Genomic DNA, 20014 nt, shown 5'->3' with positions numbered 1-20014 from the left:
GTACATAGCATCAATGTGATGCAAACCGTGTTTGATCGAGCAGGATGTCAAGCATTCGCGGTCAGCGGCTACGTGCGGCGAGGTGGCGGCGCGCCTGCACATATTCAGTATCTTGTGATGGACCAGGACGTAGACATTCCTACCGTCGACGGCGAAGGAAATTTGCGCGGTTCTGCTCGATCAGGAAATGCGCATCGATCAGGAGATCGATCTCGATCTCGAAATCTCTTCGGACGTCGACGGTGTACTCCATCTGGATGTTTTCCTGTGGGACTCCGGTCGAGGTCGAACAGGATACGACGATCGATCGCGCGATCAGCGACGGACCACCTGGTGGCACGGCGACGTGAACAGATATCGAGCTCGATCAGCAGACGTCGACATCGACATCGACATCGACAGCGACTGGAAGAACTTTACGCTGTCAGAGCATATGTTGACGTGCCCAGCAGGCCACGCGATCAGTACGCCGTCCGTGGACATCTGAGGACTGAATGGCAAGATCGACATGGATGTGGACGCAACACAAACACGCGATCATCTCGAACAGCAAACGTCGTGCAATGTCGATTTTGCACCACTGGTCTAAATCATCTGGGCAAACTGATCACATATCGTGTGAATCTGCACGCAGCCGAGGAAACCGGGCGCGAGTTCGTCTCAGCGCGCGCACAAATGGGGCGTGAGTGCTGACCCTGTCGGAGAGGGCGCCCGATGCAGTGTGCATCGCGTAGTTTTTGCCTGTCGGATCAGCGCTGAATTTAAACGGTTCGACGCGAATTGGGAGTATCTGCCTCGGCGCCACGGCCTGCAGGATCGCGGTGGAAGTCCGTCAGACAGAATGCCGCAATTTGTCTGTCAAATGCGAACCGATCTTAACCATACGCCAACTAAGGTAGATTAGGCAGCAGCTAACTCGCTATATTATTTTTTGTGGGGAGCCATAAGAGGAGGTGTCTGATTGTATTGACTCTCTCGCTGTCGCGTCGAACAGAACGGCTCGCCTTGCGAGCGTCCTTCCATCGTTATAGTCGACCCCCATCGCTATGGCGAAGTTGTCTCGCGCGGATTCTTCGTGATGAGTTCCGGGATTTCGCTATCCTGGATGGATCGAGAGCCCCGCATCAATTGGACTCCGTGGTCGGAAAGCTATCAGTCTGCTACGCTGCAACATCGGAGGCGCTGCCATAACGGACGAGCGCGTACTGAAGAGCCTCTCTTTGCTTCACCGATTGCTGCCCGAACGCCCCTCTCATGCTCCTCACGCGGCTCGAAGCATCAACATTTCAGATGCAATGATTTCGAAGTGACCCGCTTTGCGTGAGAGGCTACATGCACACTCCGTTTCTGTCCGAGAATGCTTGCTGCGCTTCGATGGTATCGCCGGTGGGCGTGTTACTTTCGGCGATCGCTGGACATGGACTGCGCAAGCTGGGTTGCCTGTTTCGCCGGAGACTATCGTCGCTTGCAAACGCCTATTGCCGAAACGGCATGGCGACCGCGCTGCCCGTGATCGCGAGCCCAGCATCGTATTCACGGGACGCGTAGCGACAGGTGCTGGCAACCTGTTGCGCGGCCTGTCAACAAGGTCATCGCCAATGAACTGAACTTGTCGCAGAATACGTCAAGTCGCACATCTCGCGTATCATGCCCAGGCTGCATGCGAAGAACAGGATGAGGCGGTTGTTCTGTCCAGCACAATGCTGCATGTCGCAATGGAGACGCGACAGAGCGGCTTTCCGACGCATAGAACCCAGCCACCTAGTAGTCCGTCATAGTAACCAGTCAGATCGGCTCTCTATGATATTGTGGATAGACAAATCCGGCGCTATCTCAGGACGCCATGACCAACAACTCGCTGCCATCAGGCAGCCCGATGGACATCTCCGCATGGTCCCACTACCATTTGGCAAGTGAATTTTCTGAGGCACCTTTACCTCAATGGCCGAAGAACGCGTCCAGCGCCGTCTTGCGCATCTGGCCGCGGACGTTGTCGGCTACAGCCGCCTCATGGAAGCGGACGCAGCAAGGACGTCGAGGTCCTCAAGGCCCGACGGCGCGATATTCTGACTCCCCTGATCGCTCGATATCGAGGCCGCCTGGTTACGGTCATGGGTGACGGCGTGTGGTCGAGTTCGCCAGCGCGTCGAGGCCCGTCAGTGCGCAGTCGACCTCCAACGCACGGCCGAGGCAAAACGCCAGTTGGCGGACTCCCGGCGGGTGATCCTCGCGCATCGCTATCAATCTCGGCGACATCATGTGGACGGTACAGCGATCTCTTTACGGCGATCGGCGTCAACGTTGCCGCTCGGCTGGAGGCATTGGGCGAACCTGGAGACATCTGCGTTTCGGGCAGCGTTTACGAATTCAGGTCAAGCGGAAGGTGCGAGACGGGTTCGACGATCTACGGACAGACGTCGTCGAGAATATTGCTGAGCCCGTGCGCGTCTCTACCGGGTGCGGCATCTGGCAATTGCAGCCCGGAAAGACGGCGAAACCGTGGCACTGGCGCTGCCGTCAAAACCCTCTATCGCCAGCCTGCCTTTTTCACCACTGAGCGCGACGCCGAACAGGACGTGCTCAGGCTTTGGCGCCGCAGCAGCTGACCGGGCCTTTCTTGAACGTTGCCATGCCTTCGCGCGCGAGTTCGTCGGCGCGTTCTGTTCTCGGCGTGGCCGCAAGTGGCCCTTGACCCAGTTCCAGGTCACCTTGTGGCGCCTGTTGGCCTCATCCAGCGCTGCCAGAGTTCGCCATTCTTGACGGCTGTTTGTCGGCGTCTTCCAGCCGTTCTTCTTCCAACCGTGGATCCACTGGATGCCGTCCATGACGTATTTGCTGTCGGTGGAAGGCCGACCGTGCAGGGTTTGCACGTCAACGCATTCAGCGCGAGATGGCGGCGAGCAGTTCCATGCGGTGTTGGTGGTCTCGGCCTCGCCGCCGGAAAGCTCATTGGTGGTGGCGTGAAGCGCAGGATCGCGCCCCAGCCGCCAGGGCCGGGATTGGCCGACAGCGCCGTCGTGAATATCTCAACCTGTTTGCTCATGCCAATCCATATTCCGAAGGAGCTCTGATCGCCCGCTGGAATCGCATCCTGCGGCTATACTCGGTCGGATGCGGACGTTTCATCACCAGCCGCCATTGGGAACAGTCAACCAGTCGTAGAGCCGGGTCAGCATGAAGCGCAGCGCCGATCCGCGCGCAGCATCGGCAGCGCCGCACATTCCTGGTCGCTCAGCGACGCACGCTCTGATAGCCAGCCAGCAATGCCTTGCCCTGGTCAGGTTGAAGGAGAATCCTTCTCGAAGCACCAGGCATGAGGCAGGTGGCCTGACATCGTAGGCGTAGAGGTCGTCGCAGCGAAATAGAAGTCGATCAGACCGGAAGCTTCTCGCGTGGCGAGGAAGAGACATTGTCGGGAAAAGATCGGCATGGATGATGCCTTCGGAAGATCCTTCGGCAGTTCCGCTCGAAGTCGGCGACGTCTGGCATCAACCTCGCGGCCAGGCCCGGCTCAACCTCGTCGCGCGTCGCGGGAGGTCGTTCCAAAGCTTGCGCACAGCCGTCGATGGCGAGCGACGTTCGGCGGTCATCGAAAAAGTCGGCTCCGGCCAGATGCAAGGCCGCCAGGGCCTTGCCAACCTCGCGCAATGCGTTGCTGCCGGCCGCCGCAGCGAAAGCCCTTCGAGAAGGTGATGATCGACCGCGGCCGGCCGCGAGCGTGCGGATGACGCTGCCGTCTATGCGCGGTCACCGGCACTGGGCAAGAGACGCCTTTCTTGGCGAGGTGGCCCATAAGTCGAGGAAAAACGGCAGATCGCGCTTCTCGACGCGCTTTTCATAGAGCCGTCAGGATGGAGGAGCCGCTGGGTGTGCAGCAGGAAGTTCGAGTTTTTCCGTGCTTCGGCGATACCTTGCTAGGACAGGAGATCGCCGACCGGATAGTGTTTGAGGAATGCCGCCGATTCGCCTCCGGCAACGTCGGTGTAGACCGCCATGTGGCCTTACGGCGCTCCATTGACGAAAGCATGTCGGCTCGCGTCAGTCGACATCGCGCAGTACCCGCATGACCGGAAAATCCTCGTTTCCGTGGCCGTGATGGCCAGGTCGATCGTGACATCGAGCGCTGGCGGAACGCATCGATGCTCTCGTCGACGATGATCTCCGGTGCCGATGCCCCTGCCGACACAGGCCGAGCGCTCGAGATGCCTGGCGATGTCATTCCACGAATCTCGCGGCGCGCTGCACGAGAAGCGACATGCGAGGCGCCGGCACGCTCCGCCACTTCAGACACGAGCGCCGCGAATGGATGAATGGCGCGCCAACGATCAGTAGAGATCGGCGCCGGCGCGGTTCCTTGACCGCCTCCTGGCGGTTGGTGGTGGCGTATCGTAGCAGATCGATGTCCGCAGCCGGGGCTATGGAGGTCTGAAAGCGATCCTGCAAGGCACGGATGATGCCGGCGGTGTCCTCGACGCGACAGCGTGGTCTTGGGTGACGAAGCCGAGCGCCTGCGATGCGGCAGGCGCAAGCTATCGCCGCGTCGGCCTCGGTCTCGATCAGCGTCACCGCGCCGTCCGGCAACTGGCCCATGGTGCCGATCACCTCGGGGTGTCGGCATGCCGATCAGCAGCACATGGCGGCCCAGCCGCTGATGGCGCATCGGCTGCTTGTGACCTTCGACACCAGCGGACAGTAGCGTCCAGATAGAGAGGTGGCGCGCCTGGGCATCCGCCGGCACCGTCATTTCGGCACGCCATGCGCCGAGAACACGACCGGCGACTGCGATGCTCAGGGGGAATCTCGAGAGCTCTTCGTATGAACTAGCGGCGCCAAGGCTTGCAGTCCTCGACGACGTAGCGGTTGTGCACGATCTCGTGGTCGGACATAGACGGAGCGCCATATTCTTCAGCGCCAGCACGACGATCTGGATGGCGCGGTCGACGCCCGCTCGCCAAAAACCGCGCGGCTGCAGAGCCGGATCGTCAGCTTGGTGGTTGTCTGAAGTCATGACTCCGGGCCACGGTTGCTCAAGCCGCAATGAGGTGCCTACCCCCGCCCTGTCAGTGCATCGGAGAAAGGGGGCGGCGATAGCCTTCATCCTCTTCACGGGACGGCGAAGCCGCAGGATGAGCACGGCGGCGAGTGCGGCGGCAAGGCATACCAGGTCATCGCATATTGCAGATGGCTGTTCGGCAGGTCGATGATGGTGGACGCCGCCGACAGGCAACCGCCGGATTGGCGTCTTGTCCGCATCGATGAAGATCGCAGCCAGCGTGGCGCCCGCCGCCAGCCGGCGCTCGCCGCATGCGTCGCGGTCCTTCCAGTAGAAGATGTTCTTGGCCACGGTCGTTGTCGGAAGCATCATCGACGGCTTTGCCGGCAGCGGGTTGCGGTGGGAGGCCGGTGATCGTCACCTTGCCCCGTCACTGCCCTTCGCGCGGCTTGCGAGCATCTTCAGGTCGTAGGGCACGAGCCGCGATTGACCAGGACGAAGCGGCCATCGCGAGGGCCATCACCCAAGCAGCGGCGAGGCATCGGGTGCTACGATGCCGACGACGCCGACAGGCTCGTGCAACGCCAGCGTCACGGCGCGGGCCGGCGGCTGGTGGACGCGGCCCTCGAACTTGTCGGCAAGGCCGGCATAGAGGAACAGCCGTTCGATCGACTGGTCGACCTCGTCGCGCGCCGCCTTGGCGCTGGCGCCGGTGAGGTCGGTGAGGCGGGTGGCAAACTCGCCGGCGCGGCCGGAAAGGTTCTCGGCCAGATAGTAAAGCACCTGAGACCGGTTGTAGGCGGTCGCCTCCGGCCAGCCCTTGCAGGCCCGCGCCGCCGAAACGGCGTCCCGGATATCCTTGCGGCTGCCGAGCCCGACTTCACCGGCGACCTTGCCCTTGGCGGTTGCGACGGCAAGCGAATAATTGCCGTCCGGCCGCACCTGCTTGCCGCCGATGAACAGCTTCGCCGTGCGGTCGATGACGCCGCCGTCGGACTGCTCGACAGGCTGTGCCGAGACGGTCGCTGGCTTGATGACCGGGCCGAGCGGCAGTTTTGCCGAGAGATACTCGAACATGCCCTCGCGCCCGCCTTCGCGGCCGAAGCCGCTCTCGCGGTAGCCGCCGAAACCGCAGGCGGCGTCGAACATGTTGGTGCCGTTGACCCAGACGACGCCGGCCTTCAACTGCGGCGCGACATGCAAGGCGAGATTGACATTTTCGCTCCATACCGAGGCGGCCAGCCCGTAGCGCGTGTTGTTGGCGAGCTCGATCGCTTCCTCGGTGTTGCGGAAGGTCATGGTCGCCAGCACCGGACCGAATACTTCCTCTTGGGCCAAGATGTTAGCCGGCGAAACACCTGTGGCGAGCGTCGGCAAATGGTAGTAGCCCGATGACGGTAGTGCGGCGTCCGGCTGCCAGCAGACGGCGCCCTGCCTGGCGCCTTCGGCAACCAGTCCCTTGACCCGGTCGAGCTGTGTGGCGTCGACCAGCGGGCCGATATCGGTGTTCTTGTCGAGCGGGCTGCCGACGCGCAGCCGGCTCATCCGCGTCTTGACCTTGGCGATCAAGGCATCGGCGATGCCTTCCTGCACCAGCAGACGCGAACCGGCGCAGCAGACCTGGCCCTGGTTGAACCATATACCGTCGACCAGCCCTTCGACGGCGCTGTCGAGATCGGCGTCCTCAAAGACGATGAAGGCCGATTTGCCGCCAAGCTCCAGCGACAGTTTTTTCCCTGAGCCCGCCGTGGCTTTCCTGATGATCTTGCCGACTTCCGACGAGCCGGTAAAGGCGATCTTCTGGATACCGGGATGGTTGACGATGGCCACGCCGGCCTCCGGGCCGCCCTGAACGATGTTGACGACACCCTTCGGCACGCCCGCACGTTCGCAGATCTCGGCGAACAGGATGGCGGTCAGCGGCGTGAATTCGGCCGGCTTCAGCACCACGGTGCAGCCGGCGGCAAGCGCCGGCGCGATCTTCCAGGCCAGCATCAGCAGCGGAAAATTCCACGGGATGATCTGGCCGACGACACCGACGCCCTTGTGGCCGGGGAAATCCCTGTCCAGCGCCTGCGCCCAGCCGGCGTGGTGGATGAAATGGCGGATGGCCAGCGGCACGTCGATGTCGCGGCTTTCGCGGATAGGCTTGCCATTGTCGATCGATTCCAGCACCGCGAACAGGCGCTGGTGACGCTGCATGGCGCGGCCGATGGCGTAGAGCACTTTTGCTCGGCTGTAGCCTGAAGACGCCGCCCATTTCGGCAGCGCCTTGGTGGCGGCCGAAACGGCTGCGTCGATATCGGCCGCGTTGGCATCGGACACTTTGGCCAGCAGCTTGCCGGAAGACGGTTCGCTGGTCTCGAAGGTCTTGCCGCCGGCAGCGGCTTTCCAGTCGCCGCCGATGAACAGCGCCTTGCCGAAGTCGCGCGCGGCGAGCCACGCATCGGCCTCGTTGCGGGCTTCCGGCGCCGGGCCGTACTCCATGGCGTGATAGCGGTCGAGAATGTTCATCAGGTGCCTCCTTCACCCTCCCCCTTGTGGGGAGGGGTCGATCGGCAAGCCGATCGGGGTGGGGGTTGGTCGCTCAAGCCATCGCGTGGCGATGATTGGCCGAATAGTGACCGGTCAGGTGATGCTCGAGCTGCCGCTCGATGTCGGTCAAAAGGCTCGAGGCGCCGAAGCGGAACAGGTCCGGCTCCAGCCACGGCCGGCCGAGCTCTTCCTTCATCAGCACCAGCCAGTCGAGCGAAGCCTTTGCCGTGGAAATGCCGCCGGCCGGCTTGAAGCCGATGAGATAGCCGGTCTCCTCGAAATAGGCGCGGATGGCGCGCACCATGGCGAGGCCAACGGGCAGCGTCGCGTTGACGCTTTCCTTGCCGGTCGAGGTCTTGATGAAGTCGGCGCCGGCCATCATCGCGACCATCGACGCCAGCATGACATTACGCAACGTGGCGAGGTCGCCAGTGCCGAGGATGACCTTCAGATGCGCGTCCCCGCAGGCGGCGCGCATAGAAACAATCTCGTTGTAGAGCTCCCGCCACTTGGCGCCGAACACCAGCCCGCGCGGAATGACGACGTCGATCTCGTCGGCGCCGTCCTTCACCGAGGCCTCGATCTCCTGCAGGCGGGTCGACAGTGGCGCAAGGCCATGTGGGAAGGCGGTGGAGACGGCGGCGACATGGATGCCGGTGCCGCGCACGGCGTCGACGGCGGTGGCGACGAAGGGATGATAGACGCAGACGGCCGCCGGTCGGATGGTCTCGCCCGCGATGCCGAGCCCCTCGACGATGTCGCGGCGGAACGGATTGATCGCCTTGGCGCAAAGCCGGCGCACGCGCTCTTCGGTGTCGTTGGAATTCAGCGTCGTCAAATCCATGCAGGCGACGGCGCGCAGCAGCCAGGCTGCCTGGTTGTCGGCCTTGATAGAGCGTCGCTTGGTCAGGCTGGCGACGCGGCGTTCCAGCGCCGAGCGATTCACGCTGCGCACCGATTCCATGAAGCCGAGATCGAGCTTCATGCCGGGGTTGCGGGCAATGCGATGGTCCAGTGGGACGGGGGTATTGGCGGCGGCACGCGCCGGCAGCGGCGTCACCTTCGACGCGCCGGCACCAAGCTCGGCTTCGCGGATTGTGCTGCTCATCTCCTGCCCTTTCATTCAGCGATCATGCCGAAGATAGCCCGCGAAGTCGTCCTTCACGAGTCCCTTAATGCATGTCGCCCAAAAGTGCGCAGCGGTTTTGGGACAACGACATGCATCGACTAAAACATAAAGCGCTTCGCGCCAGTCGACGCGACGTGCTTTAGGCGCTCATAGCTGAAAAAGGCTGCGAATGCAGCTGGTTTTTGACCGAAAGGTCAAAATACAGATTTGATTGCGTCGGCGCCCGGCTCAGCCGACGAAGGCGCGTTCTACCACGAAGCTCGCCGGATGATGCAGCGAGCCTTCCTCGAAGCCGAGGCTTTCGGCCAGCTCCTTGACGTCCTTCAGCATGTGCATCGAGCCGCAGATCATGATGCGGTCGGTTTCCGGATTGAGCTTTTCGATGCCGAGGTCGGTGTAGAATTTGCCGGACCCGATCAGTGCGGTGATGCGGCCCATGCAGGCCGATTCTTCGCGGGTCGTCGAATTGTAGAGGGTGACGCGGCCACCGGTCAGCTCGCCGATCAGCGGATCGCTTTCAAGCGCCGCCACCAGCTCCTGGCCATAGGTGAGCTCGGCATTGTCGCGGCAGGTGTGGGTCAGGATGACCTGCTCGAACTTCTCGTAGGTGTCGGGGTCGCGCAGCAGGCTGGCGAAGGGCGCGATGCCGGTGCCGGTCGAGATCATGAACAGGCGTTTTGCCGGCGTCAGCGCGTCGACCACCAGCGTGCCGGTCGACTTCTGGCGCATGATGACGGTATCGCCGACCTGGATCTTCTGCAGTTCCGAGGTCAGCGGGCCATCCGGCACCTTGATCGAGAAGAATTCCAGCTCGTCGTCCCAGGCCGGGCTCGCCACCGAATAGGCGCGGAACACCGGCTTCTCGGCATTGGGCAGGCCGATCATGACGAACTCGCCGGAGCGGAAGCGCAGCGACTGCGGCCGGGTGATGCGGAACGAAAACAGCCGGTCCGTGTAGTGCTTCACTGAGACGACGGTCTCGGCATAGACATTGGCCGGAATCGGGAACTGCAGCGGGCGGGCGCCGACGACGTTGAGTGCGGATGTGGTGTTCATCAAATCCAACCTTCTGGCCCAATTGCGAACGCGGGCACCAAACCTTCACCTGCGCGCCCGAACCATTCAGGTTTCGGCGCGCTGTCTGCACACTCCAAAGCGGTAAGCTCTTGTGTCCGGAATTTATTAGTATACAAACGATATTTGCGTCAAGATACCAGCGTAAAACACCTTTCCAAACTGACGCATATCCGTAGTCCGGGCATTTCGGGTTTCGACAATGAAAGAGAATTTTTCGGCGCAAGCGCGCGATTCCCTGGGAAATGTCGTTGCCGGTATCGATGTCGGCGGGACCTTCACCGACCTGCTTCTGATCGATGGCCGCGACGGTGGCCGGGTGCATATCGCCAAGACTCCCACCACGGTCGACAACCAGGCTTTCGGTGTCGTTTCGGCGCTCGGTGCCACCGGATTTCCGATCGACGGCATCGACCTCATCGTGCATGGCACCACCACCACCACCAATGCGGTGCTCGAGCGCCGGCTGGCGAAAACCGGCATGATCACCACGCGCGGCTTTCGCGATGTGATCGAGCTCGGCCGGCGCACACGGCCGCAGGCCTATGGCATGACCGGCAGCTTCGTGCCGATCATACCGCGCAATCTCAGGCTCGAAGTCTCGGAGCGCGTCGAGGCGTCAGGCACGGTGCGCACGCCACTCGACGAGGCCGAAATGCGCGCGGCGGTGAAGACGCTGATCGAGGCCGGTTGCGAGTCCCTCGTCATTCATTTCCTGCATTCCTACGCTAACCCTGCGCATGAGCGGCGAGCCGCCGAGATCGCCGCCGAGCTCTGGCCGAACGGCTACATCACCTCGGGCCATGCGCTGCTGTCGGAAGCGCGCGAATTCGAGCGCGGCGTCACCGCCTCGGTCAACGCCTCCGTGCAGCCGATCCTCGAGCGCTATGTCGAGCGGCTGCGCAAGGAATTGGGGGCAAAAGGCTATGCCCGCGACTTCCTGATCATGAACGGCAATGGCGGCATGATCTCGGCCCGCTTCGTCACACGTGAGTCGGCCAAGACCGTGATGTCCGGGCCGGCCTCGGGCGTCATCGCCGCTGCCTATACGGGAAAACGCGCCGGCTTCGAAAACCTCGTCACCTATGACATGGGCGGCACCTCGACTGACGTGGCGCTGATCCGCAACGCCGAGCCGGCGGTGTCGAACGAGATCGAGATCGAATACGCCATGCCGATCCATGTGCCGATGGTGGCGGTGCACACGGTCGGCGCAGGCGGCGGCTCGATCGCCCGCGTCGACGCGGCCGGCCTGATCCAGATCGGCCCGGAAAGCGCCGGCGCCAATCCCGGCCCGATCTGCTACGGGCGCGGCGGCCTGGAGCCGACCATCACCGACGCCAATCTGGTGCTCGGCCGGCTGGCACCGAAGAAGCTGCTGGCGGTCGAAAATCCGGTCACCGTCGAGCGCGTCACCGGCATCTTCGAGGACAAGATCGGCAAGGCGACCGGCCTGTCCGGCGTCGAGGCGGCGGGCGCGGTGCTGCGGCTCGGCAACATGAAGATGGCCGGCGCCATCCGCATGGTCTCGGTGTCGCGCGGCCATGATCCGCGCGATTTCGCGCTGTTCGCCTTTGGCGGCGCCGGTCCGCTGCATGCGACGGCCCTGGCGCGCGAACTCGGCTTGCCGAAAGTGCTGGTGCCGGCGCGGCCAGGCATTACCAACGCGCTCGGCTGCGTCGTCGCCGACCTGCGCCACGACTTCGTCAACACCATCAACCAGCCGGTTGCCATTCTCGATGAAACCCAGCTCCACGCTGTATTGGAACGGCATCGAAACGAAGGCGAGGAGCTGATCGGCAAGGAAGCGGTGAAGCCGGAGTCGATCCGCGTCAGCCACTCCGCCGACATGCAGTTCGTCGGCCAGACCCACATCATCAACGTGCCGTTGCCGTCCTCGTCGGTGACCCGGCACGAGCTGCAGTCGCTGTTCGAAAAGGCCTATTTCGCCCGCTTCAAGGTCGAACTGCCGGAAATCCGCGCCAACCTGGTCAACCTCAACACTTCGGTGACCGGTGTGCGGCCCGCGATCGACCTGTCGCGATTGATCGATCCGGCGGGGCGCGGAAAAACGCTCGACGAGGCGCTGAGCGAGATCCGGCCGGTCTGGTATGGCGGGCGCTGGCACGACACACCGGTATACGCACGCGAAAAGCTGCCGCTCGACGCGGTCATCGAAGGCCCGGCGATCCTCGAACAGATGGACGCAACCACCGTGCTCGAACCCGGTGACCGGGCGCGCTCGGACGCCGACGGCAACATCATCATCGACATTGGCGAGGCCTGAGATGAAGCTCGACGCCATCACACTTTCGGTCCTCCAGGCCGCTCTGCAGCAGGTCTGCGACGAGATGGACCTGACCTTCTCGCGCGCCGCCTTCTCGCCGGTCATCGCCGAGGCCAACGACCGCTCCGACGGCATCTATTCAGCGGTCGACGGTTCGCTGATCGCGCAGGGCAGCCAGGGCCTGCCGGTGTTCGTCGGCGTCATGCAGTATTCGACCAGGACGGTGATCGAGATGATCGCCGACGGCCGCTGCCTGCCGCCGGAGCCCGGCGACATCTACATCGTCAACGATCCCTATCTCGGCGGGACCCATCTGATGGATGTGCGCTTCGCCATGCCGGTCTATCGTGCCGGAAAAATCTTCTGCTGGCTGTCCAACACCGGCCATTGGCCAGACATTGGTGGCTCGGTGCCCGGCGGTTTCTCGGCCTCCGCGACCGCGGTCGAGCAGGAAGGCCTGCGGTTGCCGCCCGTCAAGCTGTTCAAGAAGGGCGTGCTCGATCCCGAGATCTACGCCATCATCTGCTCCAACATCCGTGTTGCCGACCAGCGCATCGGCGATATCAGAGCCCAGGCCGCCGCATTGCTGATCGGCCAGGACCGGCTCAATGGAATCCTGGATCGTTACGGTGACGAAACTGTTGTCGAGGCGATTGCCGAACTGCGCCGGCGGGCTGCCGAACAGATGCGCGCCAACATATCGGCCATCCCCGACGGCACCTACCATTCCAAGGCGTTCGTTGATTCCGACGGGGTGGTCAACGAGCCGCTGACCATTGCGCTTGCCGTCGAGAAACAGGGCGACACACTGACTTTCGATTTCGCCGGCTCGTCAAAGCCTTGCGCCGGGCCGATGAACAGCGTGCTGGCGACCACGCTGTCCTCGGTCTATCTCGCCATGCGCCACATTTTCCCGGATGTGCCGATCAGCGCCGGCGCCTTCGAGCCGCTCATCGTCAAGCGGCCGGAAGGCACTTTCCTCGACGCCAAATACCCGCGCCCGGTTTCGGGCTGCGCTGCCGAGGTGTCGCAGCGCATCGCCGAGGCGGTGTTCGCGGCCATGGTGCAGGCGTTGCCCGACAAGGTGACGGCGGCCCCAGCCGGATCCAGCGGCAATTTCGCGCTCGGCGGCAACGATCCGGCGCGCGGCCGCGACTACGTCATGTATCAGATCTCCGGCGGCGGCTATGGCGGCAATTCAGGCCATGACGGCCTGACCAATGGCTGCTCGACCATCGGCATTTCCAAGTCGCCGCCGGTTGAGATCATGGAGCAGGCCTTTCCGGTGCTCTACCGGCACTACGCGTTGCGCGAGGGTACGGGCGGCGCCGGCAAGCATCGCGGTGGTTTTGGCCTCGCCTATGAGGTCGAGATCCTGCGCGGCGACGCGCGCGCCTCCTTCGTCATGGACCATGGCCGTTTCGGCCCGCAGGGCGCGCTCGGCGGCAAGGACGGCGCGGTCAACACGGTGACGGTCTTCCGCGGCGGCGAGGAACACGTGCCGCCGCATCTCTCCAAGGAGCAGGACATCGCCCTGAAGGCCGGCGACCGCGTGCGGGTTGGCACGCCCGGCGGCGGCGGTTACGGCGATCCGCTTGAACGCGATGCCGATCTGGTGCTGCGCGACGTGGCGCTGGGGTATTACACGTCGGAGGAAGCCGGCGAAAAATTCGGCGTTGTCTTGTCGGCAGGCGAGCTCGCCGTTGACCGGAAGGCGACGGACAAGCAGCGCGCCGGCTGACACTGCCGGCGGCTTGGATCTCCGGCTGCGCCGTGATCGGCGCATGACATGTCGTTTCCGTCTCCGCCGGGGGCACGAAAGACCGTAGACTTCTCCGGTCAACGGAGATCTCGGACATGCGTCTTTTCGGTCGTTTCGTGCTCGCTACTTCGGTCGCCCTGGTTCTCGCAACGGGTGCCGCTTCCGCCCAGGACAAGAAGCTCAGGATCGGCACCGAGGGCGCCTATCCGCCCTTCAACTACGCCAATGCCGACGGCACGCTGGGCGGCTTCGACATCGACCTCGGCAAGGCGCTGTGCGCCGAGATGAAGGCCGAGTGCGAGTTCACCGTGCAGGATTTCGACGGCTCGATACCGGCACTGCAGGCCGGCAAGTTCGATGCGATCATCAACATCACCATCACGCCGGAGCGGGCCGAGAAGGTCGAGTTCACCCACAAATACTACCAGACGCCGCCGGCCATCGCGGTGCCGAAGGATTCGACCATCGCCGGTACCTCGCCGGACGACCTGAAAGGCAAGGCGCTCGGTGTGCAGACCGCGACCATCCACCAGAAATTCGCCGAGCAGAAATACTCGGGCTCGACCGTCAAGGCCTACCCGACCGGCGACGACGCCCGCACCGACATGGCCAATGGCCGCCTCGACGCGATGATGGACGGCTCGATCATCCTGACCGAATGGCTGAAGAAATCAGACGGCGCCTGCTGCAAGCTGCTCGGCACCCTGACGGCAGATCCGGCCATTCATGGACCCGGCGTCGGCATTGCGCTGCAGAAGGGCGACAAGGACCTGGCCGACAAGTTCAATGCAGCCATCGACGCGCTGCGCGCCAACGGAAAGTACAAGGAAATCAACGACAAGTACTTCACGTTCGACGTCTACGGGGGTTAATCCCGGCACCAAACAGACTTCGGCGGCGTCGTCCGGCGCTGCCGATTTTTATGAACGATGGAGACTTTCTTGGCTGAGCGGCGCTCCCCCTTCTACAGCAGCATCGTCGGACTGGGCGCGACCATGGGTCGGGTCGGCGGCGATTTCATCTCGGCCAAGACCTATTCCGGCATCGCCGACGAGCACCTGAACACCCGCAGGAATGTCGGCGTGCAGGATCTCAGCACCATGGGCAAGATGGACATCAAGGGGCCGGACGCCGAGGCGCTGGTCAACCATGTCATCGTCAATGACGCCGCGGCGATGAAGCCGGGCCAGGTCCGCTATTCCACCGTCTGCCGCGACGACGGTGGCATCATGGATGACCTCACCGTGTTCCGGCTGGCGCCGGAGCACTTCATGCTGGTCACCGGCTCGGTCAACCGCCTGAAGATGCTGCCCTGGCTTTTGCACCATGCGCAGGGCCGCAAGGCCTATGTCACCGACATCACCGCGGCCATCGCCTTCCCGACCATCCAGGGCCCGCGCTCCCGCGAATTGCTGAAGGCGTTGATCTCGGATGCCGATCTGGACGGGCTCAAACGCTGGTCGCTCACCTCGGGGCGCATTGGTGAGACGAAGATACTGATCTCGCGCACCGGCGTGACCGGCGAACTCGGCTTCGAACTGTTCGTGCCGGCCGACGAGGCGGCCTCGCTCTGGGACGCGCTGATGCGGACCGGCGGTGACTTCGGCCTGAAACCCTATGGCGTGCTGGCGATGTTCACGCTGGGGCTGGAAAAGGCCTATCCGGCGCATGGCATCGACATGGATGAGACCCGCACGCCGTTCCATGTCGGCCTCGACCGCTGGATCAAGTTCGACAAAGGCGATTTCGTCGGCCGGCAAGCTCTGCTCAAGGTTCGCGACAAGGGCCTCGACGAGCAATGGGTCGGGCTGATCCTCGACGGCGACAAGCCGGCCGCAACCGATGCCAGGGTCCTGGCCGATGGCGAGGATGCCGGCATCGTCACTTACAGCGACCACGGCTATTCCTTGGGCAAGGTGCTGGCCACCGCGCATCTGCGGCTGCCTTTCACCGCCATCGGCACCGAACTCAGCATCGACATCGACGGCAAGCCGACCCGCGCGATCGTGGCGCCGATCCCGTTCTTTGACCCCGAGGGCGTCAGGCTGAGGGGCTAACGCGGCTTATTCCGGAAATTGCTTTTGGGCTTTCCTTTTGGGTTAAGCCTATGAACGGGTATCGTCGCGGAAGGCCGACATTCATCCATCTGGTATGCCGACAGCAAGCAGGTCTCTCCGAAGATCCTCCAGGATTTTTGGGTTGCGATACGGATCGATCAAGATGGTGCTTACAGTCGCATCGGGCCTTGCCGCCAGACACTGTCTGGCTGCGTGAGCGGCGAGCAGCTCGTCACCCATTCTCCAATGACAGACCGCTAGAAACGCATATCCCCAAAATGCATAGGAATTGAGATTCCGGTAGGAGGCTATCGCCTCAGGATACCGTCCGAGAACCAGAAGAACCTGTCCACGCAGATCCCAGAACCAATCGTAGTTTAGGGGATCACGGGCGATGCAGACGTCCAGATCGGACAAAGCTTCCTCATGCCGACCGAGATAGCTCCAGCACAAACCCCGTATCGCTCTCGCCCGGGTTTCGTTCGGATTGAGCTTCACACCCTGCTCGAGATGCAGCAGCGCCTCCTCCAATTGTCCCATGAAGATGAGAGTGTGACCCACCGCTATATGGCTCCATGCCTGTTTCGGCTCAAGTATTAGAGCGCGGCGACCGTGGGAAAGAGCGATCTTGAGCGTGTTCCCGTCTCCCTCAAGCAGCCATTTGCTCGTGAGTACAGTCGCCATCATTGCATGGATGGTGGCGACATTCGGGTCGAGCTCAATCGCCCTGGCAAGATAGGGCTCTGCTTCCAGAGTAGTGTCATAGCGAACCATCCGAACGCGAGCCTGAAGATACAGATCGTAGGCATCGAGCTGGGCGATCGGAAGGCGCCGTATCTTCTCCACACCCGAAGTTCGGATTGTGCCGACGACGGTGATGGCGACACTTCTGGCGATCTCCTCCTGGAGTTCAAAAATATCTGTCAGCTCCCGATCAAATCGATCGGCCCAGATTTGATTGCCGGATCTGGCTTCTATGAGCTGCGACGAGATCCTGACCCGGTCGCCGGCACGGCGAATGCTACCCTGAAGCAGGTAATCGACGGACAACTGCTTCGCGATGGTGGCGGCGTCGACAGTCCTTCCCTTGAACACAAAGGAGGAATTGCGGGATATGAGATGAATTTCGCCGAATCGCCCCAGTTCGGTGATGATGTCCTCGGTGACCCCGTCGCTGAAATATTCTTGGCTGGCGTCGCTGCTCATATTCTCGAATGCAAGAACTGCAACGACTGGCCCGCGGCTTGATGCGCCACCGGTTTGCGGTTTGGACGTCTCGTCCATGCTCCGGCGCAATAGCCGAAGCTCGTCACCTGGCTCGAGGTTCAGCTCGCGCTTCAGCAACAGCCTGCACGCCTCATACTGCTTGATGGCGAGCGCAGCTTGACCCAAGGCGATATGCGCCCGCATCAGCGCGACGTGCGACGGCTCCCGCAGCGGATCAAGAGCAACCAGCCGTTCGGAAATAGCAACGCGCTCGCTACCGCTCACCGATTCAGCCAGAACTTGGAACACATCGATTGCGCGCAAGGACAGGTCGGCACGGACTTCGCGCAGCCAATCCTCGAAAGCATTGTCGGACGTGCTCAACCCATCAAGAAAAGGCCCGGCATAGAGGGCGGCTGCCCGCCGAAGATCGGCTGTATCACGGCTCGCGGATGCAGCGACGAATTCAGTTACGTCGATGGTGAACAATTTCGGATTGAGCGCGACGCGATCCCCGACCAGGACCAAGGCATCGGCCCCCAACCCGGCAAAGTCCTTGCGGATAGCAGCCAGGGCCTGCCGCAGGCTGTTTCTCGCCTGCTCCTCACCTCGATCGCTCCACAGAAGAGCAGCCAGCTTGTGACGCGTCACCTCCTGGTTCGGCGCTACGGAGAGAATGCCCAGGAGTGCTCTATTCTTCTTGGCGGGCATCTCCAAGGGTTTCCCCTGCGGCGACGTCAGGTGAAAACCACCCAGGAGATCGAGCCGCGCCGGGCTCATCGCGATGTACTCTGAATTTCTGCTTTTTTCGCGATATTCACGAGCTTTTCACAGGCATCTCACGCCCCGCATTCGATGTTGCCTCTCGCAACTAACAACATCCGAGAGGAAACTCCAATGTCCATCGTCACGGAGGTCTTGGGAAAGGCAGGTGAGACGCTCGCGAACGAACTGCCGAAGTGGCGTAAGGTCCGTCTTGGCCGATTTTTGTACAGCATCGCAGAGGCATATGCCTCTGCGACCTGGAAGGCCTACGGGGCGGCTACTGGCCTTGGTGCGAATGGTCCCGGACGTCAACCTGACGACGATGTCGGCAACTACTGAACTTCTTCGTCCCGACGCCGCAACGCAGACCTCGTCCGTGCCATGATCGGCGGGCTTTGTGGTTCAGAAGCACCGCTACAGGATCGTATGGAAGACAACGTCGCCCAGGTCGTTGGCCCAGTCCTTAGGCCCGCCGATCCAGCCTCGCCACCAACCGGTCGCCGGCCCACTGGATGCCGCAGACCAGGATGATCAGCACTATGACCACGGCGATCATGACTGACGTTTCGAAGCGCTGATAGCCGTAGCGGATGGCGAGGTCGCCGAGTCCGCCGGCGCCAATGGCGCCGGCCATGGCCGAGGCGCCGATCAGCGTCACCAGCGTTACGGTGAAGCCGGCGACGATGCCGGGCAGCGCTTCGGGCACCAGCACCTCGCGGATGATCGTCCAGCGGTTGCCGCCCATGGCGCGCGCCGCTTCGATCAGGCCGCGGTCGACCTCGCGCAGAGATACTTCGGCGATGCGCGCATAATAGGGCGTGGCGGCGATCGATAGCGGCACGATCGCCGCCCAGGTGCCGATCGAGGTGCCGACGATCAGCCGTGTCACCGGGATCAGTGCCACCAAGAGGATGATGAAGGGCACCGAGCGGAAGCCGTTGATGACGGCGCCGAGCGCGCGGTTCACCCACAGGCTTTCCGCAATGCCGCCGCGTTCGGTGGCAATCAACGCCAGGCCGAGCGGCAGGCCGAAGACCAGCGAGATGAGGCCGGAGGCCGCCGTCATCAGGACCGTTTCCCAGATCGAACGCAGCAGAAGCTCAAGCAGAATTGGCGACATGGCCAAGCACCTCCACCCGCGCCTGGCGGGCCTTCAGGAATGTGATTACGTGCGCGAGATGTCCTGCATCGCTGCCCGGCACGGCCAGGAACAGCGTACCGACAGGCTGCTGCTGGATATGGTCGATGCCACCATGGACGAGGCGGAAGGAGCCTGGAACAGCAACGGCAAGGTCGGACAGCAGCGGGCCGCGCGCCGCTTCGCCGGCCACGTCGACGCGCAGGATTGTTTCCGTGCCGGCTGACGGCACCAGCCGGGCTGCGAGGTCTGCCGGCAATTGCGGCCGGATGGCGCCGAGCAGGCTGCGCGTAATGTCGGAGCGCGGGTCGGCAAACACCGACCAGACCGGCCCTTCCTCGACGATGCGTCCGGCATCGATCACCGCTACGCAGTCGGCAATCGAACGGATCACCTCCATCTCATGGGTGATCAGCAGGATGGTCAGCCCAAGCTGCCGGTTGATGTCTTTCAGCAAGGCAAGGATCGACCGCGTCGTCTCCGGATCGAGCGCCGAGGTGGCTTCGTCCGACAGCAGCATCGCCGGCCGCGCCGCAAGTGCCCTTGCGATGCCGACGCGCTGCTTCTGGCCGCCCGACAGCGACGCCGGATAGGCCTTGGCCTTCTCCGACAGGCCGACGAGGTCAAGCAGTTCGGCGGCGCGCTGCAGCCGCTCGGCCCTAGGCCGCCCCTCGATCTTCAGCGGCAGCGCCACATTGTCCTCGACGGTCTTGGCCGACAGCAGGTTGAAATGCTGGAAGATCATGCCGATGCGCCGCCGCAGCGGCTGCAGGTCGCGCTCGCCAAGCCGGCTGATTTCGCGGCCCTCGATGAACACCGCGCCGGAATCGGGCCGTTCCAGCCCGTTCAGGCAGCGGATCAGCGTCGATTTGCCGGCGCCGCTGCGGCCGATGATGCCGAGGATCTCGTCCTTGCGCACCGTCAGCGAGACGCCATCGAGCGCCGGCGTGGCGCCAAAGCGGCGCTTCAGGTCGACAAGGCGCACAACGTCCTGCGGTGTTGCAGCGGTCTGGTCCGTGGTCTCGGCGGTTGTGGCAAAATGCTGGTTCATGCGCATATCCCAAATAC

The 20014-nt window shown here is 62.9% G+C and carries 15 protein-coding genes and 1 pseudogene; 6 read left to right on the top strand and 10 right to left on the bottom strand.

Features of this window, described 5'->3' with window-relative positions:
* Positions 1–187 precede the first annotated feature (187 nt).
* Complete coding sequence (locus ACFSOZ_RS33290) at positions 188–487, top strand: hypothetical protein (protein ID WP_379105193.1); 300 nt, start codon at positions 188–190, stop codon at positions 485–487.
* 1963 nt (positions 488–2450) lie between these two features.
* On the opposite strand, the gene ACFSOZ_RS33285 is transcribed toward ACFSOZ_RS33290, so the two are convergent.
* The 7 genes and pseudogenes from ACFSOZ_RS33285 to ACFSOZ_RS33255 form a co-directional block, all read right to left on the bottom strand.
* Complete coding sequence (locus ACFSOZ_RS33285; protein WP_379105191.1) at positions 2451–2825, bottom strand: RNase H family protein; 375 nt, start codon at positions 2823–2825, stop codon at positions 2451–2453.
* A gap of 214 nt (positions 2826–3039) precedes the next feature.
* Positions 3040–3995, bottom strand: a pseudogene (locus ACFSOZ_RS33280) (homoserine kinase).
* Between the two features lie 220 nt (positions 3996–4215).
* Positions 4216–4590: a hypothetical protein gene (locus tag ACFSOZ_RS38845; RefSeq protein WP_465264478.1), complete on the bottom strand. Its 375-nt coding sequence runs from the start codon at positions 4588–4590 to the stop codon at positions 4216–4218.
* 513 nt (positions 4591–5103) lie between these two features.
* Positions 5104–5253: a hypothetical protein gene (locus ACFSOZ_RS33270; RefSeq protein WP_379105190.1), complete on the bottom strand. Its 150-nt coding sequence runs from the start codon at positions 5251–5253 to the stop codon at positions 5104–5106.
* A gap of 259 nt (positions 5254–5512) precedes the next feature.
* Entirely contained in the window at positions 5513–7507 is a 1995-nt protein-coding gene (locus ACFSOZ_RS33265; RefSeq protein ID WP_379105188.1) for an aldehyde dehydrogenase family protein, read from the bottom strand.
* A 73-nt stretch (positions 7508–7580) separates the two neighbouring features.
* The gene (deoC, locus tag ACFSOZ_RS33260) at positions 7581–8636 is read right to left on the bottom strand and encodes a deoxyribose-phosphate aldolase (RefSeq protein WP_379105187.1); all 1056 of its coding nucleotides are present in this window, start codon (positions 8634–8636) and stop codon (positions 7581–7583) included.
* Positions 8637–8885: 249 nt separating this feature from the next.
* Positions 8886–9713, bottom strand: coding sequence for a ferredoxin--NADP reductase (locus ACFSOZ_RS33255; RefSeq protein ID WP_379105185.1), 828 nt, complete (start codon positions 9711–9713; stop codon positions 8886–8888).
* Between the two features lie 220 nt (positions 9714–9933).
* On the opposite strand from ACFSOZ_RS33255, the gene ACFSOZ_RS33250 reads away from it, so the two are divergent.
* From ACFSOZ_RS33250 to ACFSOZ_RS33235, 4 genes are all read left to right on the top strand, one after another.
* Positions 9934–12018: a hydantoinase/oxoprolinase family protein gene (locus ACFSOZ_RS33250; protein ID WP_379105183.1), complete on the top strand. Its 2085-nt coding sequence runs from the start codon at positions 9934–9936 to the stop codon at positions 12016–12018.
* A gap of 1 nt (position 12019) precedes the next feature.
* Positions 12020–13759, top strand: a complete 1740-nt coding sequence (locus ACFSOZ_RS33245) for a hydantoinase B/oxoprolinase family protein (RefSeq protein ID WP_379105181.1) — start codon at positions 12020–12022, stop codon at positions 13757–13759.
* A gap of 116 nt (positions 13760–13875) precedes the next feature.
* On the top strand, positions 13876–14652 hold the full coding sequence (locus ACFSOZ_RS33240) for an ABC transporter substrate-binding protein (RefSeq protein ID WP_379105179.1): 777 nt from the start codon (positions 13876–13878) through the stop codon (positions 14650–14652).
* Positions 14653–14721: 69 nt separating this feature from the next.
* Positions 14722–15837, top strand: a complete 1116-nt coding sequence (locus ACFSOZ_RS33235) for an aminomethyl transferase family protein (protein WP_379105177.1) — start codon at positions 14722–14724, stop codon at positions 15835–15837.
* A gap of 81 nt (positions 15838–15918) precedes the next feature.
* Here ACFSOZ_RS33235 and ACFSOZ_RS33230 read toward each other — a convergent pair whose 3' ends face one another.
* Positions 15919–17823, bottom strand: a complete 1905-nt coding sequence (locus ACFSOZ_RS33230) for a BTAD domain-containing putative transcriptional regulator (protein WP_379105175.1) — start codon at positions 17821–17823, stop codon at positions 15919–15921.
* A 117-nt stretch (positions 17824–17940) separates the two neighbouring features.
* On the opposite strand from ACFSOZ_RS33230, the gene ACFSOZ_RS33225 reads away from it, so the two are divergent.
* Positions 17941–18147 (top strand): hypothetical protein, encoded by a 207-nt coding sequence (locus tag ACFSOZ_RS33225; RefSeq protein ID WP_379105173.1) that lies wholly within the window; start codon positions 17941–17943, stop codon positions 18145–18147.
* Between the two features lie 124 nt (positions 18148–18271).
* Here the strand turns inward: ACFSOZ_RS33225 and ACFSOZ_RS33220 are convergent, their stop codons facing one another.
* Positions 18272–18928, bottom strand: coding sequence for a methionine ABC transporter permease (locus tag ACFSOZ_RS33220; RefSeq protein WP_379105171.1), 657 nt, complete (start codon positions 18926–18928; stop codon positions 18272–18274).
* Positions 18909–19997, bottom strand: coding sequence for a methionine ABC transporter ATP-binding protein (locus ACFSOZ_RS33215; RefSeq protein ID WP_379105169.1), 1089 nt, complete (start codon positions 19995–19997; stop codon positions 18909–18911). Before ACFSOZ_RS33215 ends, ACFSOZ_RS33220 begins: the two co-directional genes overlap by 20 nt.
* Positions 19998–20014 lie beyond the last annotated feature (17 nt).

Source organism: Mesorhizobium newzealandense, from assembly GCF_042682145.1.
Classification (GTDB): Bacteria; Pseudomonadota; Alphaproteobacteria; order Rhizobiales; family Rhizobiaceae; genus Mesorhizobium; species Mesorhizobium newzealandense.
Note: the sequence above shows the minus strand (reverse complement) of the source record. Positions and strands in the feature narration are given on the sequence as shown.